At 57.8% G+C, this 26,082-nt stretch carries 20 protein-coding genes; 14 read left to right on the top strand and 6 right to left on the bottom strand.

Annotation, left to right across the window (positions count from 1 at the left end; genetic code table 11):
* Positions 1-118: 118 nt before the first annotated feature.
* The 3 genes from R3F07_10805 (at position 119) to R3F07_10815 (ending at position 4,148) form a co-directional block, all read left to right on the top strand.
* Entirely contained in the window at positions 119-1,156 is a 1,038-nt protein-coding gene (locus R3F07_10805; GenBank protein MEZ5276857.1) for an SDR family oxidoreductase, read from the top strand.
* A 244-nt stretch (positions 1,157-1,400) separates the two neighbouring features.
* Complete coding sequence (locus R3F07_10810; protein MEZ5276858.1) at positions 1,401-2,645, top strand: class I SAM-dependent methyltransferase; 1,245 nt, start codon at positions 1,401-1,403, stop codon at positions 2,643-2,645.
* Between the two features lie 309 nt (positions 2,646-2,954).
* Entirely contained in the window at positions 2,955-4,148 is a 1,194-nt protein-coding gene (locus R3F07_10815) for a class I SAM-dependent methyltransferase (protein MEZ5276859.1), read from the top strand.
* A gap of 234 nt (positions 4,149-4,382) precedes the next feature.
* On the opposite strand, the gene R3F07_10820 is transcribed toward R3F07_10815, so the two are convergent.
* Positions 4,383-5,495, bottom strand: a complete 1,113-nt coding sequence (locus R3F07_10820; GenBank protein MEZ5276860.1) for a methyltransferase domain-containing protein — start codon at positions 5,493-5,495, stop codon at positions 4,383-4,385.
* Positions 5,496-5,769: 274 nt separating this feature from the next.
* Between R3F07_10820 and R3F07_10825 the strand changes: the two genes are divergently transcribed.
* On the top strand, positions 5,770-7,170 hold the full coding sequence (locus R3F07_10825) for a nucleotide sugar dehydrogenase (GenBank protein ID MEZ5276861.1): 1,401 nt from the start codon (positions 5,770-5,772) through the stop codon (positions 7,168-7,170).
* A 315-nt stretch (positions 7,171-7,485) separates the two neighbouring features.
* Here the strand turns inward: R3F07_10825 and R3F07_10830 are convergent, their stop codons facing one another.
* Positions 7,486-7,884: a PIN domain nuclease gene (locus R3F07_10830; GenBank protein MEZ5276862.1), complete on the bottom strand. Its 399-nt coding sequence runs from the start codon at positions 7,882-7,884 to the stop codon at positions 7,486-7,488.
* Positions 7,885-8,097 (bottom strand): type II toxin-antitoxin system VapB family antitoxin, encoded by a 213-nt coding sequence (locus R3F07_10835; GenBank protein ID MEZ5276863.1) that lies wholly within the window; start codon positions 8,095-8,097, stop codon positions 7,885-7,887.
* A gap of 180 nt (positions 8,098-8,277) precedes the next feature.
* Between R3F07_10835 and R3F07_10840 the strand changes: the two genes are divergently transcribed.
* The 8 genes from R3F07_10840 (at position 8,278) to R3F07_10875 (ending at position 22,889) form a co-directional block, all read left to right on the top strand.
* Positions 8,278-9,429 (top strand): archaeosortase/exosortase family protein, encoded by a 1,152-nt coding sequence (locus tag R3F07_10840; GenBank protein MEZ5276864.1) that lies wholly within the window; start codon positions 8,278-8,280, stop codon positions 9,427-9,429.
* Positions 9,430-10,705: 1,276 nt separating this feature from the next.
* Positions 10,706-13,705: a tetratricopeptide repeat protein gene (locus R3F07_10845; GenBank protein MEZ5276865.1), complete on the top strand. Its 3,000-nt coding sequence runs from the start codon at positions 10,706-10,708 to the stop codon at positions 13,703-13,705.
* 1,066 nt (positions 13,706-14,771) lie between these two features.
* Positions 14,772-15,422: a hypothetical protein gene (locus R3F07_10850; protein ID MEZ5276866.1), complete on the top strand. Its 651-nt coding sequence runs from the start codon at positions 14,772-14,774 to the stop codon at positions 15,420-15,422.
* Positions 15,423-15,758: 336 nt separating this feature from the next.
* Positions 15,759-16,292: a hypothetical protein gene (locus R3F07_10855; protein ID MEZ5276867.1), complete on the top strand. Its 534-nt coding sequence runs from the start codon at positions 15,759-15,761 to the stop codon at positions 16,290-16,292.
* A gap of 222 nt (positions 16,293-16,514) precedes the next feature.
* Positions 16,515-18,641, top strand: coding sequence for a PEP-CTERM system histidine kinase PrsK (gene prsK / locus R3F07_10860; GenBank protein ID MEZ5276868.1), 2,127 nt, complete (start codon positions 16,515-16,517; stop codon positions 18,639-18,641).
* Positions 18,642-18,810: 169 nt separating this feature from the next.
* Positions 18,811-20,166 carry a PEP-CTERM-box response regulator transcription factor gene (prsR, locus tag R3F07_10865; protein ID MEZ5276869.1) on the top strand — a complete coding sequence of 452 codons (1,356 nt, stop codon included), beginning with the start codon at positions 18,811-18,813 and terminating at the stop codon, positions 20,164-20,166.
* A gap of 853 nt (positions 20,167-21,019) precedes the next feature.
* Positions 21,020-21,652, top strand: coding sequence for a VPDSG-CTERM sorting domain-containing protein (locus R3F07_10870; GenBank protein ID MEZ5276870.1), 633 nt, complete (start codon positions 21,020-21,022; stop codon positions 21,650-21,652).
* A 535-nt stretch (positions 21,653-22,187) separates the two neighbouring features.
* Entirely contained in the window at positions 22,188-22,889 is a 702-nt protein-coding gene (locus tag R3F07_10875) for a VPDSG-CTERM sorting domain-containing protein (protein MEZ5276871.1), read from the top strand.
* 377 nt (positions 22,890-23,266) lie between these two features.
* Here the strand turns inward: R3F07_10875 and R3F07_10880 are convergent, their stop codons facing one another.
* Both R3F07_10880 and R3F07_10885 read right to left on the bottom strand, forming a co-directional pair.
* Complete coding sequence (locus R3F07_10880) at positions 23,267-23,629, bottom strand: type II toxin-antitoxin system VapC family toxin (GenBank protein MEZ5276872.1); 363 nt, start codon at positions 23,627-23,629, stop codon at positions 23,267-23,269.
* Positions 23,622-23,828, bottom strand: a complete 207-nt coding sequence (locus tag R3F07_10885) for an AbrB/MazE/SpoVT family DNA-binding domain-containing protein (protein MEZ5276873.1) — start codon at positions 23,826-23,828, stop codon at positions 23,622-23,624. Before R3F07_10885 ends, R3F07_10880 begins: the two co-directional genes overlap by 8 nt.
* A 136-nt stretch (positions 23,829-23,964) precedes the next feature.
* On the opposite strand from R3F07_10885, the gene R3F07_10890 reads away from it, so the two are divergent.
* Together R3F07_10890 and R3F07_10895 are read left to right on the top strand one after the other, a co-directional pair.
* A complete protein-coding gene (locus tag R3F07_10890; GenBank protein ID MEZ5276874.1) occupies positions 23,965-24,132 on the top strand; it encodes a hypothetical protein in 168 nt (55 codons plus the stop codon).
* A gap of 113 nt (positions 24,133-24,245) precedes the next feature.
* Entirely contained in the window at positions 24,246-24,713 is a 468-nt protein-coding gene (locus R3F07_10895) for a GNAT family protein (protein ID MEZ5276875.1), read from the top strand.
* A 662-nt stretch (positions 24,714-25,375) separates the two neighbouring features.
* Here R3F07_10895 and R3F07_10900 read toward each other — a convergent pair.
* Positions 25,376-26,038 (bottom strand): polysaccharide biosynthesis/export family protein, encoded by a 663-nt coding sequence (locus R3F07_10900; protein ID MEZ5276876.1) that lies wholly within the window; start codon positions 26,036-26,038, stop codon positions 25,376-25,378.
* Between the last annotated feature and the right edge of the window lie 44 nt (positions 26,039-26,082).

A 26,082-nucleotide genomic window follows, 5' to 3' on the forward strand; every position in this document is an offset into this window, starting at 1 on the left:
CGAATAACGAGGGCCCACCAGCGCGTTCGACCTTCGACCTTCGACTTTTGACCTTCGACCTTAGACTTCCCCCTTCTCTCTTACCTCTTACCGGCGGCAAAGCCGCCAACTTTCCAATATGAAAATACTCGTAACCGGACATCTCGGCTATATCGGCACCGTTCTCGTACCCATGCTGCTCAATGAGGGCTATGACGTCGTTGGCATGGACAGCGATCTCTACCGCAACAGCACATTTGGCGACAATCTCGTCAAGGTCCCTAATATCCAGAAGGACATCCGCGACGCTACCGTCGAAGATCTGAGGGGATTTGATGCCGTCCTGCACCTGGCAGGACTGTCTAACGACCCTCTGGGTGACATCGACAAAGAGCTGACCTACAGCATCAATTACCGCGCATCGGCTCACCTGGCGAAGCTCGCCAAGCAGGCCGGCGTCCCCCGCTTCGTCTTCTCCTCTTCGTGCAGCACCTACGGCGCCGGAGGCGAGGAACTGCGAACGGAGGAATCAACCTTCAACCCGGTGACACCGTATGGCGAGTCCAAGGTCCTGGCCGAGCGGGATATCGGAGCTCTGGCCGATGACACCTTCTCACCGACCTTCCTGCGCAACGCCACTGCCTACGGTGTATCACCGAGGCTTCGGTTCGATCTCGTCGTGAACAACCTGACCGCCTGGGCCTACACCACCGGCAAGGTTCACCTCAAGAGTGATGGCAGCGCCTGGCGCCCCATCGTGCATATCGCCGACATCTCGCTCGCCTTCATCGCAGTCCTCAAGGCGGACCGCGATGCCATTCACAATGAGGCCTTCAACATCGGCGCGCCGGGCGAGAATTACCGGGTGAAGCAGATCGCTGAAATCGTCCGCGACGTCGTCCCCAACTCGGAGCTCCGCTTCGCCGAAGGCGCCTCCGCGGATACGCGCTGCTACCGGGTTTCGTTCGACAAGGCGATCCACACATTAAAGCACTTCAAACCCGTCTGGAACGCCAGAAAGGGTGTGGAAGAATGCTACGCCGCCTACATCAAGTACGGCGTGACCCTGGAAGAGTTCGAAGGGCCCAAGTACCAGCGTCTCGCCCACATCAAGAAGCTTCTCTCAGGCCACGTCATCGACAACGACCTCCGTTTCCTCCAGCCCCAGAATGCCTAGAGGTCAGAGGTCAGAGGTCGGAGGTCAGCGATCAGCGACGAACTCATGGAGGAAATTCCATAGAGTCCAGGAATACATGGACACGCGTTGACTGAGCGACACGGCTACATCTCCCACTTTCCACCTTCGAATACATCTGACCTCTGACTTCCGACCTCCGGCTTCTTCCCGGCGGCGGAGCCGCCAACCTCCACCCTTCGACCTTCGACCTTCAGACTTTCGACTTTCTGACCATACTCAATAAATGAATACATTCGAACAACGCTGTGAACAGGCCCATTGCCGCGGTTGTGACCAGGTCGGGCTGAAGCCCGTCCTCGACCTGGGCCAGATGCCGCCTTCCGACCGCATTCTGACCAGAGCCCAGCTTGCGGAACCGGAACGACGGTTCCCTCTGGACGTCGGGTTCTGCCCGAGCTGCTCACTGGTCCAGGTTCTCGAAACGGTCCCCCCGAAGTACCTCTTTGGCGACGACTACATGTATTTCTCGTCATTCTCTCAAAGCTGGCTGGACCACTGCCGCGCCAACGCGCTGGACCTGATCGAACGCCGTGGACTGGGTGCCTCGAGCCTCGTCGTCGAACTGGCCAGCAATGACGGATATCTCCTGAAGAACTTCGTCGAAAGAGGCGTGCCTGTACTCGGGATCGATCCCGCTCCCCGTCAGGCTGCTGCCGCAGAGAAGATCGGCGTGCCGACCCTCAAAACCTTCTTCGATCCTGAAGTCGCAACGGACCTGAAGAAACAGGGAAAACAAGCGGACGTCATCATCGGGAACAATGTACTCGCCCACGTTGCCGACACGCATGGTTTCGTTGAAGGCATCCATACCCTGCTCAAGCCGGATGGCATCGTGGCCATCGAGGCTCCCTACCTGCGTGATCTCGTCGATCATTGTGAATTCGACACCATCTATCACGAGCACCTCTGCTATTTCTCCCTCACATCGGTTGATCAGTTGATGCGTCGTCACGGCCTTTTCCTCAACGATGCCAAACGCCTGCCCACCCATGGCGGCTCAATCCGCTATTACGTCGAGAAGGTCGAGAGTCCCAGCGACCGGCTTCGGGCCCTCCTGAAGGAGGAACACGACGTCGGGATAGACTCCCACGCCTACTACCGGGATTTCTCCCGCAGGGTCCAGGTTATCCGCAAGGATCTGGCCGACCTCGTCCATCGCCTTCGGGCTGAAGGCAAACGGATCGCGGCCTACGGCGCTGCCGCCAAGGGAACCATCATGCTGAACTCCGCCGGCCTCAACTCATCCTCCATCGACTATGTGGTCGACCGCAATACCCACAAGCACGGCTGGTTCATGCCTGGCGTCCATCTGGAGATCTTTCCCACGGAGAAGCTGCTCGAAGACCAGCCCGATTACGTTGTGATTCTTCCCTGGAATTTCTCGGAGGAGATCCTTAGGCAACAGTCCGAGTACCGCAACCGGGGAGGCAAGTTCATCATCCCGATCCCGGAGGTCAGGATCGTCTGATCCATGGTGCAAGTCCACGCGCACTCAAGAACCCCCGACATCTCACCTCCACCAGATAATCTCGTAGGAGAGGCTTTGCGCCTCGATATCCATAGCCAACTCGATCCCTGTAGGAGAGGCTTTACGCCTCGATCCATAGCCAACTCAACCCTTTGTAGGAGTGGCTTTACGCCTCGATATCCCGATACCGACGGCAGAATCGAGGCGTAAAGCCTCTCCTACAGGATTCGTCTCACTATTCGCACCAATTATCGAAAAATCGCGGGCCCAGAGAGTTTAGCCCGAACTCCTGCCAAACCCATCCACCTAATGACCGATTCGTCCAATCCGATCACCTGTCCGAACTGCCTGAAGGAAGGCATGCGGGTTTTTTATGAAGTCCGCAATATTCCCGTCCACAGTGTGCTTCTGATGGAGACACGGGAGAAGGCCCTCAACTACCCCCGACGCGACCTCAAGCTGGGTTTCTGTCCGGCCTGCGGATTCATCGCCAATACCGCCTTCGACCCGACGGTTCACGAATACTCGACGTCCTGCGAAGAGTCCCAGGGGTTCTCTCCGACCTTCAATGCCTTTGCCCGCGCTCTAGCCAAACGCTGGGTCGCGGATTATAATCTGAGAGGTAAGAGCATTCTCGAAATCGGCTGTGGGAAAGGCGAATTCCTCGTTGAGATGATTGAACAGGGCATGGGTAGTGGAATCGGCATCGACCCCGCCTATATTCCAGGGCGTCTCGGCAGCCAGGCGGTAGAGAAGATCGAGTTCATCCAGGATCTCTACAGCGAGCGCTACACTCACTTGAAAGCGGATGTGGTCTGTTGCCGGCACACCCTGGAACATATCGCCCCAACCCACCAGTTCATGGAAATGGTGAAGAAGACAATTGGTGACCAGAAGGATACCACCCTGCTCTTCGAACTGCCGGATGTTCACCGGGTCCTCAAGGAGGCCGCTTTCTGGGATATCTACTACGAACACTGCTCCTATTTTTCCTGCGGATCTCTCGCACGCCTCTTCCGCCAGACTGGATTCACTCCACTGGAGTTGGATCTGGAATTCGACGGCCAATATATCATCATCGCCGGCAAACCCTCCTCTCCGGAAGATTCCACCCCAAATCTGCCCTTGGAGGATGATCTCGAGGAACTGGCCGGCGATGTCGAGTCATTCCCATCCCGGTTCCAGAAAATCGCCGACCAATGGCGAGGCACCATCAGTAGCCACCACAATTCGGGCAGGAAGGTGATTCTTTGGGGAGGCGGCAGCAAAGCCGTATCGTTCCTGACCACCTTGGGACTTGGAGATGAAATCCGTTATGTCGTGGACATCAACCCGCACAAGCACGGGAAGTTCATTCCGGGAGCAGGCCATGCGGTGAAAGGTCCGGACGCATTGGTCGCCGACAAACCGGATGTCGTCATTCTCATGAATCCCGTCTATCAAAAGGAAGTCCGGGAAATGCTCAATGGGTTGGGGGTTTATCCCGAGATTCTTCCGGTATAGCCGGCACCGCAATCTCCGGAATTTGACTGGAATTCTGAGAGGCAATCTCAGCACCGACGGTTGTAGCCACTTCGCTGTGCCGAAGTGTATTCATCGGTTTCAAGAACGTCGACACAGCCGTTCGACCGGCTCACGGTGGACTGGCGTTGCTACACCCCGATCCCCCGATCAGATCTCAACACGCTATCGGACAGGCACAAATCTCGCTGCTTCAGTCGTGCAGATCTGCGCCAGCTACCCCACCGCCACAATCTCCGCCGAGACACCCAGCCCATTCATCGTCCCGCCAACTTCTCCGCGGTAGATCGGATTCATCAGGATCACGATATCGGGAGCGATTCCCTTCAATTCTTCCGGCGCCACGATCTTCTGACCGGTCCCGGGAATATGACGCCCCTGCTTGTAGGGGTTGATGTCGACCACGTAGTCGACCTGATTTCCGTTCTTCAGGAGATTAAGAAAACTGACTCCCTTGGAACCGCCTCCCCAGAGAACAACCCGCTGACCCGCGTTGCGATAGGCCTCCAACCGGCCTTCCCATTCGGCGGTCAACCTCTTCATCGCTATCGCGAACGCATCCACCAGTTCTCCAAGTTCGGAGAGGTCTCTCAGCGAGCCCGCTGGCCGAACGGCAGGCGGAACCGGTTTCGCGTCAATCGACAGAAACTGACCGCCAAACGCTTCCTCTAGTCCCAGAACCTCGAAACCGCACTTCTCAAAGATAAAACCCAACGACTCCGAGCTGAAATAGTTGCAGTGTTCGTAGATAATGTCCCAGATCGAAAACTTCTCCAGAATGAACCGGACATTGGGAACCTCGAAGTAGACCGCACAGGAGTCGGTGTCCTTCATCGTCCCGCGAACCGTATCGAGGAAACTCATTGGATCCACGATATGCTCAAGGACGTGGCGGCAGCAGACCAGATCGCCGCGGTGTTGGGCGTATTTCTCTCCGTAGAAATCCTCGATGTAGGTGATCTTATCCTCCTCCAGATCTCCCATCCTGGCACCTTCGTAACTCGGGTCGAAACCGAGACCATGATTGTCCCCCTTCTGACAAAGCAACGACAGGAAATAGCCCTTCCCGCACCCGATCTCGATGACCTTCTTCCCGCGGATCCCGTAACTGTTGATCAAACGCTGAGCGAGGCCGTCGGCGAATTCCCGGAAGACCGGCGAAAAGTCCAGGGAGTTGTCGTAACGCTGTGAGTACTCAAGATTTCCCGGATCGAAACGATCATTCCAGATGAACCCGCACGTTCGACACCAGACCAACCGAATGTCTCCTCTCCGACAACGAACCGCCTCCTCCAAGGTCGGCCATTGCACACCGATCGACACCGGCATCGCGGGTATCTCGAAGAACGGGGTCGTATCCGAACCCCCGCAAACTGAACAGGTTGAACTCATAACAGAAGTGAAACACCCGACCAACCGGGCACCCGATGAATTAGTCGACCAACCAACCCAAACCTTCAAGAAAATTACCTGACCGATCCCTCTCTGGAGGATCTCTTTAGAACGTTCATCTTTCGATTGCTCCCAAGACACATCAGAAATCTCCCGGGCAGTCGTTGTCTTCCGTTTTCGTGCCTTCTTGTGGCAAACCCGCTCTTTCTCTATGAAAATCGCTATTGTCGGCCTCGGCTATGTCGGCCTTCCACTCTCTCTTCAATTCGCCCGATCCGGCGTATCCGTACTCGGGCTCGATGTCGATCAAGCCAAGGTCGATGCGATCAACTCCGGCCGAAGCTACATCAAGCACATCACCGGCGAAGCCGTCAGTGAGCAAAGCCAGGCGGGACGGCTTGAGGCTTCCACTGACTTTTCTCGAGTAAAGGAAGTCGAAGCCGTCATCATCTGCGTCCCGACACCCCTGAACAAGAACCGGGAGCCGGACATTTCCTACGTGCTTCGCACTGCGGAATCGATCGCGCCGTACCTGCGATCGGTGGACAGTGGACAGTCGACAGTTGACAGTGAAAGAGCAGGAGATGGCGCTACGGTAGGCGAAGATCTTCAATCTCCGTCCTCCGTCCACCGTCCTCCGTCCACCGAACCACGAGCCAAGCTCGTGGTTCTGGAGTCCACCACCTATCCCGGGACAACCGACGAGGATTTGCGAAAGGTGCTGGAGGCCGGATCAGGGCTAACGGCCGGCGTCGACTTTCACCTCGCCTTTTCACCGGAACGCGAGGACCCCGGAAATCCGCAAAGCGTGGTCAAATCGATTCCGAAGGTGATCGGTGGGTACACGCCTGCCTGTCTGGAGCGCGCAATTGAACTCTACGGGAAGGCGATTGATCGCCTGGTCCCAGTTTCTTCCTGCCGTGCCGCAGAAGCGACCAAGCTGCTCGAGAACATCTTTCGCAGCGTGAATATCGCCCTGGTCAACGAGCTCAAGCTGATCTACGGGGCCATGGACATCGACGTCTGGGAGGTGATCAATGCAGCCAAGACCAAACCGTTCGGCTACATGGCCTTCTATCCGGGTCCCGGACTGGGAGGACACTGCATCCCGATCGATCCCTTTTACCTCACCTGGAAGGCCCGGGAATTCGATCACCATACCAAGTTCATCGAGCTGGCCGGCGAGATCAACACCGCCATGCCGGAGTATGTGATCAACCGCACGGCCGAGGCACTCAACGCCCGGAAGAAGGCCGTCAACGGCAGCCGGGTCCTCCTGATCGGCCTCGCCTACAAGCCCAATGTCGACGACGACCGCGAGTCACCCACCTACCACCTGATGGACATCCTCGACAAGCGTGGAGCCGAGGTTGCCTACTACGACCCCTACGTGCCGGTGATCAAGCCCACCCGCGAACACCCGCATTGGGCCGGCCAAAAGTCGGTGGTCTGGGACAAGGAGACGATCGGCAGTTTCGATGCCGTCGTCATTGCCACCAACCACGCAGAGATCAATTACCAGGAATTGGCGGATTGGGCGGCTTGCATTGTGGATACGCGCAATGCGATGGTCGGGATCGAAACGAAGAAGGGGCAAGTCTGGAAAGCGTAGGGGGAGGATCTAACTACAAAGGTAACGAAGGAACGAAGGGCGCTGCTTCTGTAATAATCTTTGGTTGGGGAATATCCGGTTCAGGATTCACGAAGGGCACAACAGTTTGTCTATCGTGGTCAGACTTCATCTCACCTGATCGTTGGATCTACAATATAGCTAACCCTCTGGGATTTCACGCAATTAGTATTGAGAAAGTTACCCACCCTGATCACTTCTCCACCAATGAAACTAAACCGTTAGTCTGAACCTTCGTTCCTTCGTTACCTTTGTAGTTCAATCTCTCCGAATCCTCTCAATGCCCGGGACATCCTCTCAGCTCTTCCGGAATGTCTTGAGAGGAAAGACTCTTGAAATGAAAGCGTAGTCTTTATCGTTTTCCAGAATGGCGAGGTCGAATTCGAGAGCCAGTGAAGCGATCAGACAGTCGATGATGCTCCTGATTGTGAATCCCTTCTTTCTGCATGCATCGAAAATCTCAGCCGCTTGAATGTGCGTTTCCAGGGTGGGGTTGATCAAAATGAAGTGTTCCAGTTCCTTCCTCACCTTGGCTCTATCCTTACTCTCTTTCACCCCGCTCAAGATCTCCTGGACAATGAGTCCTGTGATGAAGACGTCGGTCTCTTCGGCCAGAAGCTGCTCCAGCTTTTCGACCTCGGCAGTTTCCCTGCCTTTCAGGAAGTCGATCCAGACGGTGGTGTCTACGATAACCATTTAGGGGCCTTCTTGGAAACGATTCCTTCTCATTTCCGCAAGGTCGCCTTCCCAGTTAATCTTTCCTTTCAGGTCGAGGATCCTTTTTTGCTCCTTCCTCCGGACCAATTCTCTCAATGCGTAGTCGATCAGGGCCTTTTGGGTTCCGATGCCGGTGAGTCTCATGCCCTTTCCAACAAGCTTTTCGTCGAGGACTATGTTTGTCCGCTTCATACACAGCAACCTGACTATTTGTGTGTATGAGTCAACTCCTCTTTCTTGGCCTCTTGTCGCGAAGCGCTCCACATCTGAGTGGTCGGATTCTTCGGTTTGAATTGAACTGCAAAGGAACGAAGGTAACGAAGGGCGCGACTTCTGTGCTGATTGCGGCGAAGTCTTTCTTGGGAATCTTGGTTGTTCCCAAAAGAGGTTATCTCTCAGGGCGTGAGAGCATTGGATTGCGGAAATTCGAACCATGGAGAACCCGTTCGCCTTGCCCTTCGTTACCTTCGTTCCTTAGCAGTTCAAACCCTCCGATTTTTCTCAATGCCTGAGACCATTACTCCAGATCCAATTAAACAATCTTGGTCAGGAACCATGCTGGATTCATTGCGTTCCGTTCCCAAGCGTTTCTGGTTCGGGGCGGCGGCGGTGCTGGCGTTGTTCGCCAGCTCACTGATTCAGCTGGTGGCGTTCTCGCTCAGCGGTTCGCTCTATTCGCATATTGTGCTGATACCGGCAGTTTCGATCTATCTTGTGATATCGGCGAGCGGAGCTCGCGGAGATCGGAGATGGCAGATGGCAGATAGGGCGGATTCAGAGGTCGGATTGGGACGAGCGACCGCACTCGGCGTCGCGCTTCTGACAATCGGGGTGATTGCAATTCAGGTGTATTGGTTTGGGGGAGACCGGATTCTGGGGGCCGAGGCGGCGATTGAGTCGCGGCTCGCCTGGCAGATGGGGGCGTTTCTCTTCGCGTTCTGGGGAATCTGCCTGGTCACTTTGCCACGGGCGAAAGTGAAGGGCCTGCTCTTTCCGCTGGGTTTCCTGGTCTTCATGGTTCCCTTCCCTCCTGCCGTGCTCGGAGCGATTGAGACGTTTCTGCAGCATGGGTCCGCAGATGCGGCCTATGGTTTGATGCGGTTGGCCGGGACACCGGTCTTCAGGGAGGAGTTGTTGCTTCAGTTGCCGGGGATCAACCTTGAAGTGGCTCCACAGTGCAGCGGGATCCGGTCGAGCCTGGTGCTTTTCATCACAAGCACATTGGCCAGCTATATGTTCCTCCGGACGAACTGGAAACGGGCGGTGTTGGTCGGTTTTATCATTCCGCTCGGGATGCTGCGGAATGGCTTCCGTATCTTTGTCCTGGGTGAGTTGTGTGTGCGGATCGGTCCGGAGATGATCGACTCGGCAATTCACCATCGCGGTGGTCCGATCTTCTTCGCGTTGAGCCTGGTGCCGTTGTTTCTGTTGCTGTGGATCTTGTGGAAATCGGAGAAGAGGGATGAACTGCAAAGGAACGAAGGAACGAAGGTTGATCCAAGCGGCTCGGAGAGTGGACGGTAGACTGTCAACGGTGGACGGATGGATTGAGCCGCAAGAGCCGCGTCACTCTGCTGACGCGTTTCCCGAAGAAGCCGGGGCGAAGGTTTTTTAGAAGGATTGAGCACGCCCGCTTCGCTTAACGAACGGAAGGTGACGTATCGAGCGTTTCGCGACATGACCACCAGAGCCCAAGTTGAGCCCAGCGAAATCCCGGTTCGAAGAGATCGGGAGCGCAACTTCTGGGTAGGTTTTCAGGGTGATGGCCTCTGGCTCGGAGAGCTTTCCCGACGCCTTCGGGCCGGGACAGGTCCCGACACCACTTCGCGGGCCGGGACAGGACGGCTCGGAGAGATTCTTCGAGGTGGATCAAACTGCTAAGGAACGAAGTAACGAAGGTTCTTCCGGATGGATGAATCGAAATTGAGATTAGGAGCGTGATGCTCTTTTTTTGTGGCATTGATGGTGAACTATTGTTCATGTTATCAGTATGGATAATCTGTCAGATCGGATTGAAACAACTGGAAGAGCCGTCCTTGACGCGGCCTATGCGGTGCATAGCGAAATGGGTCCAGGACTACTCGAGAGCGCCTACCAGGAATGCCTGGCCTATCTACTAACGGATCGGGGGCATCGGGTGGACCGAGAGAAAGCAATTCCAATCCAGTTCCGAGGAGTGCGACTCGAGGTCGGATTCCGGGCAGACCTAATCGTAGACGAAGTCGTTCTGGTCGAACTGAAAGCCGTTGAGAAGCTCCAGCCCATACACAAAGCTCAAGTCATTACGTATTTGAAACTGAGTTCCATTTCTCTCGGATTCGTGATCAACTTCAACGAAAACCACCTAAAGAACGGGATCAGACGGATCATCCGTCCGGATCTCCTTTCATCCGAACCCAACTCGTGACCAACACAATCATCCGCATGCTGCGCTCCCGATCTCTTCGAATAGGGATTTCCCAAGGTTCAACCTTCGTTCCTTAGTAGTTCCTCCCAAAAATCCGGAGCTCTCATCCTCCTCATCTCGTCCCCCACCTCTTCCTGCCACCTGAACCAAGTCCACCATGCGAAGCCCCTTGTTCCTTAGCAGTTTCTCCCTAAAGACTGGAGCATCTGTAATCCTCCTATCGTCCCTTTCCTTCCTCCTCGTGGCTTGTTCGGCGGAGAAGAAACTCGCCGGGCACATGGAGAAGGCTCAGGTCTACATGGCGGCGGGTGAATACGACAAGGCCGAGATCGAGCTAAAAACGCCATCCGCCTGGATACCGAGGGCACCGATGCGGCGGCCCTCCTGGGTCAGATCTACTTTGAGCAGGGCCGGCTCGCCCAGGCCGCGCCCATTCTCTACGGGGTGGCCCAGCAGAATCCCGACAACCTCGACAACCGGGTCAACCTCGCCCTCGCTTTCCTGGCCTCAAACCAGCCTGACAACGCTCGAGCGGAGGCCCTCGCCGTCCTCGAGCAACGCCCCGGCGACCCACAGGCACCGATCATCCTGGCTGAGAGCGCCGTCGACGCCGAAACCCGGGCCGAAGTCCAAACCACCCTGACCGAGGTCGAGGCAAGACATGGACCCACAGCGTCGATTCAGGTTGCCCTCGCCACGTTCGCCTTCAGGGCCGACGACATTACCTCCGCAGCCGCTGCCATCGCAGCAGCCCTCGAACTTGACCCAGATTTCGCTGCGGCCTACTCCGCCCTCGGTGCCCTCGAATGGTCCCGAGGAGAGAAGGAAGCCGCCAGGGTGTCCCTTGACCGGGGAGCTGAGCTTTCGCCCACCCGCTCGCCGCGTCGCATCCAATACGTCCGTTTCCTCCGCCAGAACGGGAAAGCCGGAGAGGCCAGGACCTACTTGGATCAGTTGATCGGGTCCGCGCCCGATTACCTTCCTGCCCTCACCCTGTCCGCCGAACTCGCTCTCGCCGAAGATGATCTTGCGGCAGCCTCCGATGCACTCGGGAAAGCACTGGCGCGTGAACCGAATTACCCGGATGCCCTGCAGCTGAAAGGTCGCCTCGCCCTGATCGAAAAGAAGCCGGCCGAGGCGATCGAAACCTTTGAACGCATGCTCGCCCTCTACCCGGGCAACGCGCGCATCCATCATCAACTCGCCCTTGCCTGCCTGTCTGAGAACAACCGGGAGAAGGCCATCGCCAATCTCAAGCAGGCCGTCGCCCTCGCCCCGGACTTCAACGAGGCCATCCTGCTTCTCGCCCAGCTCGAGATCCGCACCGGCGCCGCCACCGATGCGGTCTTTTCACTGCAGTCTCTGATCGAGAAGCAGCCGGAGCTGACTCAGGCCCGGATCCTTCTCGCCGACGCCTACCAGGCCCAGGGCAATCTGGACGGGGCCCTCGCGGTCTATCGCGACCTGGCCGAGCGCTTCCCGGACAGCCCCCAGGGTCATCTGGCCGAGGGCCTCATCCTCGTTCGACAGGGGAACCGCTCAGCGGCCCGGACCGCCTTCGAAGAAGCCCTCGAAGTGGCTCCCGATTACATGCCCGCGGCCGAACAACTGATCAACCTCGACCTGGCCGAGCCGAACGCCGCCGCCGCCGAAACCCGCGCCCGCGCCCTCGTCGTCAGCTACCCCGACCGGCAGGAATCCCACTTCCTCCTCGCCCGGATCCTCCTGGCCGCCAATCGGACGGACGAAGCCGAGACCAGCCTCAAGCGGGCCATCGCGATCAGCCCCGAGGTCCGCACCCCGCAGATGCTGCTGGTCAATCTCTACCTGCAGACTGGCCGACAGGATAAGGCGCTCGAGCAGCTGGAGACCCTCATCGCGCAGAACGCCAACGATGTCGGCGCCCTCACCCTGAAGGCAATGATCCAGCAACAGAAGGACGATCAAGCGGGCGCCCGGGCGACCTATGAACGCATCCTCGAGATCAATCCCGATCTGATGGCCGCCCTGAACAACCTCGCCTACCTCTATTCCGAGAAAGCAGATGAGCTGGACCGGGCCTTCGAACTCGCTCAGCGGGCACGTCAGGTCGCACCGAAAGACCCGTTCACGGCCGACACCCTGGGCTGGATCGTCCTCAAGCGCGGCGATTACCCCTGGGCAATAAGCCTGCTGCAGGAAAGCGCCAACGGTTTGCCGAACGAGCCGGAGGTCCACTACCATCTTGGCATGGCCCACTACATGGCCGGCCAGACCGAAGCCGCGGCCGGATCGTTCAACCGGGCCTTTGAGCTGAATCCGACCTTCTCCGGTCATGAGGAAGCCGGGATCCGTCAGTCCGTACTCGCCATCGACCCTATCACGGCTGGAGCGTCGGAAGTGGCAGTCCTCGAAGGGGTGATCAAGGGAAACCCCGGTGATCCGGTTGCCCTGACCAAGCTGGGCCGGATTCGCGAAAAAAAGGGCGACGCAGCAGCCGCCGTTGAAGCCTACGAATCGGCGCTCAAGGCCAACCCAGACTACGTGCAGGCGCTCATCGGTCAGGCCCGGCTTGAGAAGGACCCGAAGCGGGGACTGGAAGTCGCCCGCAATGCGTATCGGCTCGCGCCCGATGACCCGGAAGTCGCGGCGACGGTTGGCCGCCTCGCCTACCAGGCGGGGGAATACACTTGGGCGGCCAACGTCCTCCAAACCGCCGCTCGGGCGCAACCGAACAATCCCGCGATCGCCTTCGACGTCGCCCGCGCCTCCTACGCCGTCGGCCAGGTGGCGGTCGCCCGCGAACAGCTGGAGAGGATTGTCACGAAGCACCGCGACTCAGCTCAGGCCAGTGACGCCAACGCACTCCTCAGTTTGATCCAACTGATCGACGAGCCGTTCCAGGCAGTAAAGGAATTGCAACGACTCGACAAGCTGATTGCCGCGAACACCAATAACGTTCCCGCCCTGATGGCCCGGGCCATCGCCCGGGAATATTCAGGTGAGCCTGCTGATGCGATGGCCGATCTCCGTAGTGCCCTGGCCGTCTACCCGGCCTTCTCGCCGGCCAAAAGACACCTGGCGCTCCTCATGGCCACCGATCCGGTCGACGTAAACGCCGCCTTCGCCATGGCATCTGAAGCACGCCAAGCCTTCCCCCAGGACCCGGAAGTCGCCGCCGCCCTCGGCAAGCTCGCTTACCTGAAAGGCGATTTCCGCCGTGCCCTGACCCTCCTCGGTGAAGCGACCCGGGCCCCCAGTGCAACAGCCGCCACCTGGTTCTACCTCGGGATGAGCCAGGTCAAGTCCGGCGACACCGCGGCCGGCCGGGCCTCTCTGGAAAGGGCAATGGAGCTGGGTCTGGCCCAGCCGCTCCGCCAGGAAGCGGAGGCCGCTCTCGCGGCCGGCTCGTAGAGGGAGGTTCGAACACGTGCCGAGCGTTTCGCGACATGACCACTACCGAACGAAGTGACACCTCAACGAGCGTAGCGAAGTACCGAGTGTAACGACACATTCATAACAGAGCCCAAGGAACAGAAGATAACGAAAGCGTGCCAATTGCGGATTCGATGGCCATGAGAAGGCTCGAAGAGTGATGGTGGACCCGACTTCGCTGATCGAGCTTCGACGGGCAAACTGAGGTCGGAGGATGGCAATAGCCACAAAAAGGCACCAAAGGGCACGAAAATAGGTCGGAGGGCGGAGGACGTCCGGCTTCTCGGTGATACGCCGGGACAGGTCTGGCTTCTCGGTGATACGCCGGGACAAGGTGGACTGAGGACGATGGACTATGGACGGTCTTGTCGTCGCCTTGCCTTGTTGAAGCGTCTTCTACCAACGACACGATAAGGGACTGCCGTGGCTGCAACCTCTCCGGGACCTCCCCTGTAGGCCGGCCCTTGGGCCGCGCCGAACAATCGAACGATCACGGCCCGGTCCCGCCGAGCAGGAGCCCTGAAAGGCGAGATGGACCTTATGTTCTCTGGTTCCTGGGCTCCTGTGGTCATGCCTGCCGGGCGTAGCCCAGCGAAACCTGGTCGACTGTGGCTCTGTAGTCGTTCTCTTTCATTCCTTCCCATGCTCAAGTTGCCCACGCCCGCGGGCCCCGGTCATCTCGTCTCCCGACGCCTTCGGGCCGGGACAGGTCCGCTCGAAACGCGCAGATCAACGGGCAACGATTGGAAGAGATTCGAGATCTGCGATCCCTCAAGCGACGCGGGGTGAGAACTGAATCACCCTCAGCGATCAGAGGCTAACCGCCCGAGCTGTCAGATTTCCCGACAATACGTCGGCCAATCTTACAGATTTCCCCTCAGGGTATCCCTGACGACAGGCACAGGGACCAATTAACTCCTTCTTTTGGAAACGCTTCCATCATTTGCCAATCAGGTGGCATTCGAATTGCATTCGCGGCCGCGCCCACAAATCAACATTCCCATTAGAACCAGGGACCGCAGGAGCCAGGACAATCCCAGACACTATGAAACGAATCATTATCACGACACTGTTTGCGATCGCACTCGGGGCCGGCAGCGCCCCGGCGATTGTCTACTACGCCAACACGGACCTGACGACGCCACCGTCCGGGGCCACCTTCACTGCCGTCGGTGGAAGCCTCGGCACCAAGTCCCAAGCCGGATTCACCATCCTCGGGGTGACCGGAGGCCCGTCCGGCAACGAGATCGACATCGGGCAGAGCTTGCTCATCGATTTCACAGCTGCGCAGCGATTTGACTCCCTGAGCCTCGGCCTGCTCTTTGACGGACCCGAGTACAACGACAATATGGAGATTGCCGCCGCCCTGACCGATGGATCCGCGACCGTCTTCACCCTGAAGGCCACCGGGACGACCTCAGCCACCTGGACGGGATTTGCAGGCGCCACCGTCACCAATATCGGCTCTGCGGTCAACGGCGAAGGCGGTGCCTGGCGGATTGACAATCCATTCGGTGCTCTCGGCGTGACCCAGCTCAGGCTCTACCCGCTAAGTTCGGCCCCCACCCAGAACGAATCCGACTTCGGTCTGCACGCGTTTCGCACCACTGCGGTTCCGGAAGCGGGTTCGACCCTGACTTTGCTCGGGCTTGCCATGCTCGGAATGGTGGCCGCCGCGCGGCGGTTCCGGCGGTAATACCACACCCGAAGAGACCGATTCTTGCAGACGCGTCCGGCACCTCGCCGGGCGCGTTTCTGTTTGTAAGTCGAATCCAGAGTCAATCGGTTCGCTTCTGGGACGGCACTGAAACCGTCGATCATCCGACAAGCAGTCGGAGTTCTTTACACAAGACCCCAGTCAACTCTCCTGAGTATTCGAGCAAGATCACGTTAACAAAGTTCATTAAATTACTTATAATCAATTGTTTATTGCAATATTCAACCGAGTCGGATTCAGCCGTGGAGATTCGTTGGCATGGCGTGTGCTTCCTTACCGAACGCTTACGATCCAACCAAAATATCCAGCCATAAAATGAAAAAACTTATATCCTTGGCAGCGGTGCTGCTTTCAACGAGTGCGTTTGCGGTGACGTTCACCGACGTTCAGAGTATCGGCACGAAACTATCCACCGGACAATCAGTCTCGGGAGTCTTCGACATCGTCAATCCCGGGACCGATTCCTTCGGAGGATATTCCGACCTTGGCGGCTATGCCCCGCTTACACCCATCACCGATGCAGCTGCCACCTTCTGGCTCAGTGATGATGGCGACGGCCTAGGCGAATTGGCCCGTATCGATTTGGGAATTATTCCTCTCGACTGGGTCGGGTGGTTAAATAACGGGTCGACGACAACCATCCAAGTTGGTGCCGACGCCTTGGACTTTCTCGTTTTCTTGGGCACCGCTGGTACACTCAACTGGAGCGTCAAGTCAACCCTCGGCGATTTCTACGTGCGGGGAGCCATGCTTCAGGCCAACACAGTTCCCGATGGAGGAATCACCCTGATCCTCCTTGGACTCGGGCTCTCCGGTCTGGCATTCGGCCGGCGCTTCATGAAGGCGTAGGCCCTCTGCGTTCGAACCAAATCAGCACTCCCAAACCGTCACCCTCCGGGGTGGCGGTTTTTTTGTGTGTAATTGAACTCGAAGAAACGAAGGTAGCGAAGTATCAATTGCTCAGTGCCCTTGGTTTGATCGATTCGCAAAACCATTCGCTTACTCAGATTCGGGTCCCTATTTCTGGTCTCGACCTTGGTTCCTTCGTTCCTTTGCAGTTCAATTCCGGACATGTCCCTCACTGAGATCATTGCCTTCGCTGCAGCAGGTCTCGCCTGCCTGCTTGCCCTGAGTGCGGTCATTCCCCGGGGACGCAGCCTGACCCACTGGCTCTTCGCCGCCGGCATGGTCGCCCTGGCCGCCGATGCTTTCTTCCTCGGGTTCAGTCTGCTGGAACGCGATCCTGCCCATGCGGTTTACCTCCAGCGCTGGCGTCACCTCGCCCTCGCCCTCGCTCCCGCGCTCTGGCTGGCCTTTGCCCTGACCTATGCCCGGGGAAACAAGCTCGCATTCCTCCGTCAGTGGACCTTCGGCCTGATCGCCCTGATCGCTCTCCCCCTCGCGCTCTTCATATTCAACAACAACGGGCTCTTCACCGAGCTGGCCATGGACGACGACGGGCAGCTTGCTTTTCTCGCACTCGGCTGGACCGGCTATGCCATTCACATGGGAGTGGTCATCGGGGCGGTCCTGATCCTGATGCACCTCGAGCGGACCTTCCGGGCTTCCGTCGGGAGCACCCGCTGGCGGATCAAGTTCATGCTGATGGGCACCGCGCTGGTTTGGGCCGTGCTCTTCTACTCAAGCAGCCAAGCCGTTGTCTTCCGGGCGATCGACTTCTCCATCCTGGGCATCGATGGCCTTGGTCTCATTCTCGGCGGCCTGCTCATGGCACGGACCATGGTCCGTGTCGGCCATTTCCAGACCGAACTTTACCCGCCAAGAACCGTGGTCTACGGATCGATCACCCTGCTCCTTGCCGGGCTCTATCTTTTTGTCGTCGGTGTCATGGCCAAGATCGTCGCCTTTCTCGGAGGTGACGCCGGCTTCACCCTGAAGGCTCTCTTCGTTCTTGTCGCCCTGGTCGCCACCGCCCTCGTGCTGCAGTCGGACCGCGTCCGCGTCAGCGTCCGGCAATTTGCCAGCCGCCATTTCCAGCGTCCTCTCCATGACTACCGCTCGATCTGGCAGAAAGTAACCGAGGCCACGGCCAAGGCAACAGATCAAGACCAGCTCGGGACCCGGATGGTTGAGTTGATCGCTTTGGTATTCGAGGCGCACAGCGTAACCTACTGGAGCTGTTCGGAGAATGGTTCAATTCCGACCCTCCACCGGGCCGCGTCCACCGCCGAGGGAGCCGCCCGAACCTCCGACAAAGACCTGCAGCGAATCGACGATCCGGACGCCATCGACTCCTATCGCGAAGCCCTCGAACCGTTCAGTTATGAGTCGTCGACTCAAGCGTGGGCTGTTCAGCTGCGTGACCGCACGCCCCGTCAATTCCCCGAATTTCATGCGCCACGCATCGCCCTGCCGCTGACCGTGCAGTCGGAATTTCTTGGACTCGTCACAATCGGCGACCGGATCGGCGGCATCCCCTTCCGGACCCAGGACCTCGAGATCCTCCAGAGCGTCGGCAACCAGTTTGCCGCCAGCCTCTACAATCTTCGCCTCTCCCGGCGAATGGCGGAAATCAAGGAGATCGAGGCCTTCCAGACAATGGCGACCTTCTTTGTCCACGATCTGAAGAACGCCATCTCAGGACTCCGTCTGATGGCACGGAATCTGGAAACCCAGTATGCCAATCCCGAATTCAGAGAGGACGCCGTCCGGGCGGTCTCGAGATCAGTTGACCGGATCGAAGACCTGATCGCGCGCATGACCCAGTTCCGTCAACAGATGCAGATCAAACCGGAGCCGGCCGACTTCAACGGCGTGATCCAGGAGGCTCTCGACCGAATCGGCGACCACCCCCGTGCCACGGTGACGACCGACCTTGGGACCCTCCCGCGGATCGAGATCGACCGGGAGCAGATCGGCTCCGTCCTGAGCAATCTGGTCCTAAACGCGATCCAGTCGACCGGGAATCCGGTCAGCGTGCACATCCGATCCGAGGTGGCGGACAACGGTATCGAGTTGACCGTGACGGATGACGGATCCGGGATGGATGAGACCTTCATCCGGACCCGGCTCTTCCGGCCGTTTCAAACGACAAAGAAACAGGGACTGGGTATCGGTATGTTCCAATGCAAGACGATCGTGGAAGCCCATGGCGGAAGGATCTCGGTGGAGAGCGAGGTGAACGTCGGAACAACGTTCCGGATTTATCTGCCGATTTCCAAGCAGGAAGAAGATTGAACTACAAAGGAACGAAGGTAACAAAGGTCCGGATCAAGATAGAATCGATCATAAAGGGAGAAATTCCTCAGATCTAGAACAGCAACCTCCTGATCCAAGCCATCCCAAACTCTTCTCGGTTCAAACCTTTGTTACCTTCGTTCCTTTGCAGTTATCCCGTCTCCCCGAGATGAAACAATCCCTCCTCATAGTCGATGATGACGACGAGATCCGGACGCAGATGCGTTGGGCGCTGGCGGAGGATTACGAGATCCTTCAGGCCCAGGACCGGACCTCGGCGCTGAAGGTCTTTCGCTCGGAAAAGCCCCTCGTCGTGCTTCTCGATCTCGGTCTCCCTCCCCACTCGGGAACCCCAGAGGAAGGTCTGGCGGCGCTGGCCGAGATCCTCGAGGAGGACCCGCGGGCCAAGGTCATCGTGATAACGGGGCAGGACGACAAGGCCATCGCCCTGCAGGCCATCGGGGCCGGGGCCTACGATTTCATGGGCAAGCCGGTCGACGTCGACATCCTGGTCCCCACCCTAAAACGGGCCTTCCATGTAGCTTCGCTCGAACGGGAGTTCTCGAAGATCCGTAAGAGTCAGCCAACCGATCAATTCGAGGGCATGCTGGGTTCGAGTCCAAAGATGGATTCCGTCTTCTCGTCCATCCGCAAAGTCGCCACGGCCGATGCCCCGGTCCTCATCCTCGGCGAAAGCGGAACCGGCAAGGAAATGGTCGCCCGGGCCATCCACGCCCGCAGCCGACGATCGGATGGGCCCTTTGTCGCGCTCAACTGCAGCGCCATTCCCGAGACTCTGCTTGAGAGCGAGTTGTTCGGTCACGAGAAGGGCTCCTTTACCGGCGCCCATGCGCAGCGGCTCGGACGGATCGAGCATGCCAGCGGGGGCACCCTCTTCCTCGATGAAATCGGCGAGATTTCGGCCCCGATCCAGGTCAAGCTCCTGCGCTTCCTCCAGGAACAGCGGATCGAGCGGGTGGGCGGCCGGGAGGAAATCGTCGTCGAAGCCCGGGTGGTTGCCGCGACCAACATCGACCTGACCAAGGCGATGGCCAATGGCAGCTTCCGCGAAGACCTCTACTACCGTCTGGGCGTGGTCGAGATCAAGCTGCCGGCCCTGCGCGACCGCGGGGACGATACCCAGCTCTTGGCCAGGTATTTCCTTCAGCAATACGCCGAACAAAACGGCAAGACCGGAGTCACCTTCGGGAAATCCGCACTCACCGCGATCTCCCGGCACGAATGGCCGGGCAACGTCCGCGAACTTCAGAACAAGGTCCGACGCGCGGTCATCATGGCCGACCGGAAACAACTCTCGCCCGAGGATCTGGAATTGGGCGATGGATCCGGCCGGGCCAGATCCACCAACCTCAAAGAGGCCCGAGAAGCGCTTGAGCGGGAGATGATCACCGACGCTCTGAAGCGGAATGAAGGCAAAATCACCCAAGCCGCCGAGCAGCTCGGCATAAGCCGGCCCACCCTCTATGATCTAATGGGGAAATTGGGGATTGAGAGAGGCGGCTGAGCCACCGGTGGACCCGACTTCGCTCTTCGAGCTTCGACGGGCAAGCTGTGGACGGTCGACGGAGGACCGCGGTGTAGGCCCGGCGCTGGCGCCGGAAAGGGGGCGAGAGGATGGTGTGATTGATTGGTTCATACCCGCTTCGCTCAAGTGGAGCCTGGCAACATCCCGGCCCGAAAGCGTCGGGAAAACGAAAGGGGAAGGACGAGATGAGGACCGCGATGGGATACCGTTCCTTTCAGTAGAATTTTACATTTCGACCGAACCGCCACAGCGATCACCTGGAACCGAACGCCCCCTGCGGGTTTGTAACATATTATGTTACAAATCTGCAGAATATTAGGTCCATCGGAAGCTGCTCGTAAGGTTTCTCCCACAGCGATGAATCAGCTGTAAACTGATCCGACACTCAGGAATGAGGCCGAAGAGTTCCTTTACCCGTCCGCTCTGAGTGCGAATCCCCCCGAGATTCGCCGGGTCGCACAGGTGTCTGGAATCGAACCCCAATGAGTCACTACTATTTGTTATTTAGCTACTTACAAGCTCAGGAACCCAAGCCGCGACCGGTTCATGTTGCCGTATTCATTCAGTAGTCCGGCCGAAAACGAGCGAACCCTGCCCCGCCAGGGGACCCTGATCTTTCGATGGTGCGTCGGCTTCGTTTACACTTTCCAATCGAAGGGCGTGTGAGAGGGGAATTTTCATCCCGCTGGCCTTCTCTTATAAGCGTTTGGTTAGCAGATAGTTAAAAACACACTTGCCAACTCGCTTCGAGCTTTCTCATTATCGTGGCACACATTAAGCTTTCGCCCTCCCGAAACCCTCTCTGACCGCCCCTCCTCCAAACCAAACTCCGATGGCTCGCACCAGCAAACTCCTCGCAATTGCAACCGTCCTTTTCGCCCTGCATTCCCAAGCGCTGGCCCTCCTGACTTGGAAGGACTACGACGGCTTCAAGAAGACCGGTACGGCTTTGGATTTTCTGAATGAACCCTATGGATCCGGGGACACGACCTATGATCTGGGCTTTCAGGGTTCTTTCAACATCCTGAATGACGGCTTCGACCCATTGGCTCACTTCATCACCGGAGCAAAGGTCGGCTTTTCCTTTGCCGATGACGGAAACGACGCTGGCGAGTGGGTTGATATCACCCTGGATTCAACCAAGATCTGGAATGACCTTGAGGTTGACGGGTCTCACCCGGCGACCAATTTCGATTGGCACGTAAAGGATATCTCCGGCATCGGGATTCTCATGGGGAGCCTTCAAGCGGATGGGAAACTCGCCTACACCGTGCGGCTTCAGCAGAAGCTGTCGGACTCCTCCCACAGCCGCGAGGATGTTTACCTCAAAGAGGCCAAACTGGTTGCGTGGGGTGATGTTCGCCGGGTCCCTGACTCAGGCACCACCCTGTTGCTTCTCGGCCTCGGTCTTCTTTCGATCGGAGCAACCTCCAGACTTCTGCCCACGCGCACGACAGTTCCCTGATCGATTTAGCCGCCATTGTCTTTGCTCTGGCGGGTTTCGAGACCTACCCGCTATTGCAGAGGCACCCGGGTCGATTCCCGTCGCTGGAGCGACTTTTTCTCGCGCCCGCCGAGAGTCGCACCGGTTTCGTCAGCCTCGGACAGCGATCTGTCTGGTGAAACTTGGGCTGATCTGACCGACCACGCAGAATCGCGATCACGCCTTGCTTGATGCCCGCCTGGCGTCTGTGAGACTACCGGCTCGGACTCGGAAACAGTCCGCAGCCCCAACCAGAATCACAATGTATCTATGAACTGGGGACCCACCCGCCTCCGGGACAATACTGCAAAACGAGCTCGCTCCGATCTCTGAAGAATCAGCCCAAGTGTAAAAACAAGGAGAAACCCTTAGGTACCCCACGGGAGGAACCATACCGTTTCGACACCGGGTTTCCCTGTTCATGAGGGTTCACTCGATTCGCAGATTGACCCAACCGTAAAGGACTTGCGAAACTATCGGCGTCACGGAGATACCAATACATACGAGGGAACCATTTATGAAAAAGCTGATTTTGACAACTATGGCGGTCGGTGCGATGGGCCTTACCCAGGCATTCGGCCTTCTGATTACCATGGGAGCTAGCAACTCAGGTCCCGGAAACTACCAGGCGACACCACTTGGGGAATTTTCCTCGGTGCTGGACAACTACGCTGCCGGTGCGAAAAACACCACGCAGTTCGGTACGTTCTGCCTTGAGAGAAACGAGTTCTTCACTCCCGGCTCAACGGTGTTGCAGGTCGAACTGAGCCTCCACGCCAAAGCAGGCGGAAATGGCGGACCGTACGAATCACTACCGGGAGGAGGAGTGGGTGATCCGATCTCCAAGGGAACTGCCGAGCTCTATCGACTCTTCGCCACGGGCCAGCTGAATTCGGTTATCGCTGGATATTCCTATTCCTCTGGATCCGCCAATGATGAGCTCCAGAACGCATTTTGGCGCTTGGAAGGCGAAACACCGGTTGACAACGACAACGTGTATTTCGACTGGATTGAGGCCAACGTTGCGAATTTCGCTGACAACTACGACGGCACGTCCATCCGGGTAATGAACCTGACCCATCGAGACTCTGCCGGCGCAATCGTCAACAAGCAGGACCAGCTCGTCTACCTCGGTGTTCCAGACGGAGGCATGACCCTGGCGCTGCTCGGGCTTGGCCTGGCCGGCCTGGCCACGATCCGGCGGCGATTTATGGCCTGATCGCTTCGGGGAAATCCTGCTCTCTCAAAGGACGCGGCCTCGGCCGCGTCCTTTTTCGTTCGGATGAGGCCCGGTTGGAGTTTGGTTTGAACTGCCAAGGAACTACCGAGTCGAAGACGACATGACCACTACCGAACGAAGTGACACCTCAACGAGCGTAGCGAAGTACCGAGTGTAACGACACATTCATTACAGAGCCCAAGGAACCAAAGGCGGGCTCTGGGCAGGCGAAGTAGAGAGATTTCAAACAAGGATTGCCGCATCCGGCTTCACAATGCTACGCCAGGACAAGTAGAGGCGTGGCTACAATTCGGATACGACCTGTGACAGCGGCCTCCCGGGCGCTCAGACCTGCGACAGGCCTACGATCTCCGATCTCACTCCTTCGGGAAGTACCGAACATTGGGCAGGTTCTGGAAATGAACATCCTGGGTCCAGAGCACGGCCTCGTGAGCGACGGCCGTGGCAAGGATGATGCTGTCGGCGAGGGGCAAGGAGTAACGCGCGGCTTCCAAGGCCAGATCCTGGTCCAGGTTCACGACGGTTCCTGACTGCATCAGGCTGGCCACTTGCAGGGCCTCACCCTCTCCCTTTTCGCGAAGGACCTTCTTGAAGACCTCGCAGATGGTAATCACCGGAACGATCAGCCGTTCTGGATCCTCGAGCGCATCGGAGAAATGCCCGGCCACGGGCGAATCCGCAATCTCAAGCCAACCAGAGGAATCGACGACGTTATACACGGTCGGCATCCCGCTCGATCACGGTGTCGATCCCCTTGAGGAATCCCCGCATCTTCTCGATCGGCCGAACCGGAATCATCTCGACTCGATCCCGGTAGGTGACCACCCGCATCTTTTCGCCCGATTTCAGCTGAAGGGCATCGCGAACGCTCTTGGGAATCACGACTTGGAATTTCGGTGAGACAGTCACGGTATTCATATCGATCCAACAACCGTAATACGTTATGTCGATCGATGCAAGAAATAACCAACAACGAGTAACCAATAACAGCGGTAACGCCGCTCAATCCGCAAAGCATTGCCTGAACGCCTGAAGTCTCTCATCATGCCCACCAATGGCTGACAACAGGGTCGAGAACGGCACCGATCCCCATGAGCAGATGCTGCGGCTGGTTGCCCGGGGATTCTACCGGGAACTCATCAATTACGGCGTCAAGGAGCCCCAGATCGTGACCGTCGCGGGGCATCTGCTCGACAATGTGGTCCCTGAAAAGCCCGCCTGAATCCAAACCGATCGAAGCCTACAATCGTCTGTTCAGACTCCGGGATGTCAGGAATGGCTGGGAACCCACCGATTGTCCGTCCATGACGTGACGATTTTCCCTCCGGGAGGAGCATCCCAGACCTTCTCGAATGGTTGCAGATTCCCAGGATTCGCGACAGCTTTCATCCACTCTTCCCGGATTCCGTGGAGGATCTGGCACGTCACCTTCTCGCCCCGGAACGCGAATACCTGGCCATTGCCTACAAGGACGAATTCGTCGGCACGATCGGCACGGAGACAATCGATCTCGCTTCCGGCAAAGCCGAAATGCGGAAGCTGGTCGGCAAGCCGCAGATGCGCGGAAAGGGCATCGGCAAGCGGGCGACCTTCCTCTTTCTCTACCACGCCTTTGCCATCCGAGGGTATGAGAAGATCTACCTGCACACTCTGGACGCGAATATCCGGAACCTGAATCTGAATGCGAACTTCGGTTTCATCCTAGAGGGGGTCTTCTTTGAGGATGTCGTGGTCGATGGGGCCCGGCGCGATGTGGTCCGCATGGCCCTGACCGAGCCGGTCTGGAGAAAGATGTTTGAGTAGCGAGCGTGGCTCGCGGAGATCAGGCTTCTCTTCGATACGCCCGGACAGGTAGCAGATAGGAGATGGCAGATCGGGTTCTTCGGAAGGAGGGAATGAACTACCAAGGTAACGAAGGTAACTAAGGGCAGGCGAAATGAAGTTGAGCCCTGCGAAATCCCGGTTCGAAGAGATCGGGAGCGCGACTTACGGGATGGTTCTGAAAGCGGAGTAGGACTCGACACGAATTGTAGCAACGTCGCTATGTCGACGTTCCACGACTCGGCGAGGGATTCTTCCCGACGCCTTCGGGCCGGGACAGGTCGGATTTTTCTCACACTCGCTTCACTTCCAGCTCCTCGCTGATTCGCCGGGACAAGTCCGGCTCCTGGATCATACGCCGGGACAAGCAATGAACGAAAGTGGGAAACGGAGACTATAGCAGGGATGCCGCGGTCGCGGCAGAAGGATCGAGCGGAGGTCGAGCAGGATCTGAACTGTAGCAACGGCGCTGTGTCGCCGTTCCGCTCCCGTTGGAGAACACCGCGACACAGCGCGGTGGCGACAACCTCTTCCTCTGGGCTGCGTCCACTGTTCCCGATCCTTACCCCAATAACGCAAAACCGCGACCTACGGCCGCTCCCTTACCCCTTACCCTCCTCGCTCTTACCGGGCGGGTCTGCCGCCTAAAACTTCAGTTCCGGGACGTAGACGATGTCGGAGGCTTTGAGGATGAAGGATTCGGCAGGTTTGCCGTCGAGGATATCCTTGATGTTCAGCTTGAAGTTGGAGCGCACTCCGTTTTCTTCACGGATAACGGTGACGTTCTTCAGATCGGAGCGCCCCATGATGGGTCCGCCGGCCTCCATGATCGCTTCCAGGGCCGTTATCCGACGGCTGACAAGGATCTTTCCCGGCTGGGCGACAGATCCGGATACGAACATGGGAATGGAGGAAGAGACGACAGTCACCTGGACCTCACTGTTCACGAGCTGGGGCTCGTAGAGTTGGACCAAGAGGGCTTCGAGTTCGTCCGGAGTCTTGCCCACGGCTGACACTTCGTCGATCAACGGGAGATCAATCATCCCGTCCCGGCGGATGGTCTGTGTGATATTCAGGTCCGGCGCGCCCGGAAAGGATACTAGGATCACGTCTCCTTCGGAAAGGGTCAGGTTTTCCACCGGCGGCGCCCCGACATCGCCCATCGGCGTCGGGTAGGAGGAGGTCGAGCTCTGCGTTGATGTTGATTCACAACCGCTTAGGACAAGGATGACAAAGCAGAGCAGAGACGAGAACCCGGTGGTCTTCCGGGCAAAAAGGCGGGAAATGGCGGTCAGCGGTGCAAACATGGTCGGAATCCAATCAGACAGTAAAAGGACTCCCATGTTCTTCG

This window comes from Opitutaceae bacterium (genome assembly GCA_041395105.1).
GTDB lineage: Bacteria > Verrucomicrobiota > Verrucomicrobiia > Opitutales > Opitutaceae > B12-G4.

Excerpts from the sequence above, each read along its gene's own strand:
- R3F07_10805 (MEZ5276857.1), top strand. The coding sequence starts at position 119 with ATGAAAATACTCGTAACCGGACATCTCGGCTATATCGGCACCGTTCTC.
- R3F07_10810 (MEZ5276858.1), top strand. The coding sequence starts at position 1,401 with ATGAATACATTCGAACAACGCTGTGAACAGGCCCATTGCCGCGGTTGT.
- R3F07_10815 (MEZ5276859.1), top strand. The coding sequence starts at position 2,955 with ATGACCGATTCGTCCAATCCGATCACCTGTCCGAACTGCCTGAAGGAA.
- R3F07_10820 (MEZ5276860.1), bottom strand. The coding sequence starts at position 5,495 with ATGCCGGTGTCGATCGGTGTGCAATGGCCGACCTTGGAGGAGGCGGTT.
- R3F07_10825 (MEZ5276861.1), top strand. The coding sequence starts at position 5,770 with ATGAAAATCGCTATTGTCGGCCTCGGCTATGTCGGCCTTCCACTCTCT.
- R3F07_10830 (MEZ5276862.1), bottom strand. The coding sequence starts at position 7,884 with ATGGTTATCGTAGACACCACCGTCTGGATCGACTTCCTGAAAGGCAGG.
- R3F07_10835 (MEZ5276863.1), bottom strand. The coding sequence starts at position 8,097 with ATGAAGCGGACAAACATAGTCCTCGACGAAAAGCTTGTTGGAAAGGGC.
- R3F07_10850 (MEZ5276866.1), top strand. The coding sequence starts at position 14,772 with ATGAAACGAATCATTATCACGACACTGTTTGCGATCGCACTCGGGGCC.
- R3F07_10855 (MEZ5276867.1), top strand. The coding sequence starts at position 15,759 with ATGAAAAAACTTATATCCTTGGCAGCGGTGCTGCTTTCAACGAGTGCG.
- prsK (MEZ5276868.1), top strand. The coding sequence starts at position 16,515 with ATGTCCCTCACTGAGATCATTGCCTTCGCTGCAGCAGGTCTCGCCTGC.
- prsR (MEZ5276869.1), top strand. The coding sequence starts at position 18,811 with ATGAAACAATCCCTCCTCATAGTCGATGATGACGACGAGATCCGGACG.
- R3F07_10870 (MEZ5276870.1), top strand. The coding sequence starts at position 21,020 with ATGGCTCGCACCAGCAAACTCCTCGCAATTGCAACCGTCCTTTTCGCC.
- R3F07_10875 (MEZ5276871.1), top strand. The coding sequence starts at position 22,188 with ATGAAAAAGCTGATTTTGACAACTATGGCGGTCGGTGCGATGGGCCTT.
- R3F07_10885 (MEZ5276873.1), bottom strand. The coding sequence starts at position 23,828 with ATGAATACCGTGACTGTCTCACCGAAATTCCAAGTCGTGATTCCCAAG.
- R3F07_10890 (MEZ5276874.1), top strand. The coding sequence starts at position 23,965 with ATGGCTGACAACAGGGTCGAGAACGGCACCGATCCCCATGAGCAGATG.
- R3F07_10900 (MEZ5276876.1), bottom strand. The coding sequence starts at position 26,038 with ATGTTTGCACCGCTGACCGCCATTTCCCGCCTTTTTGCCCGGAAGACC.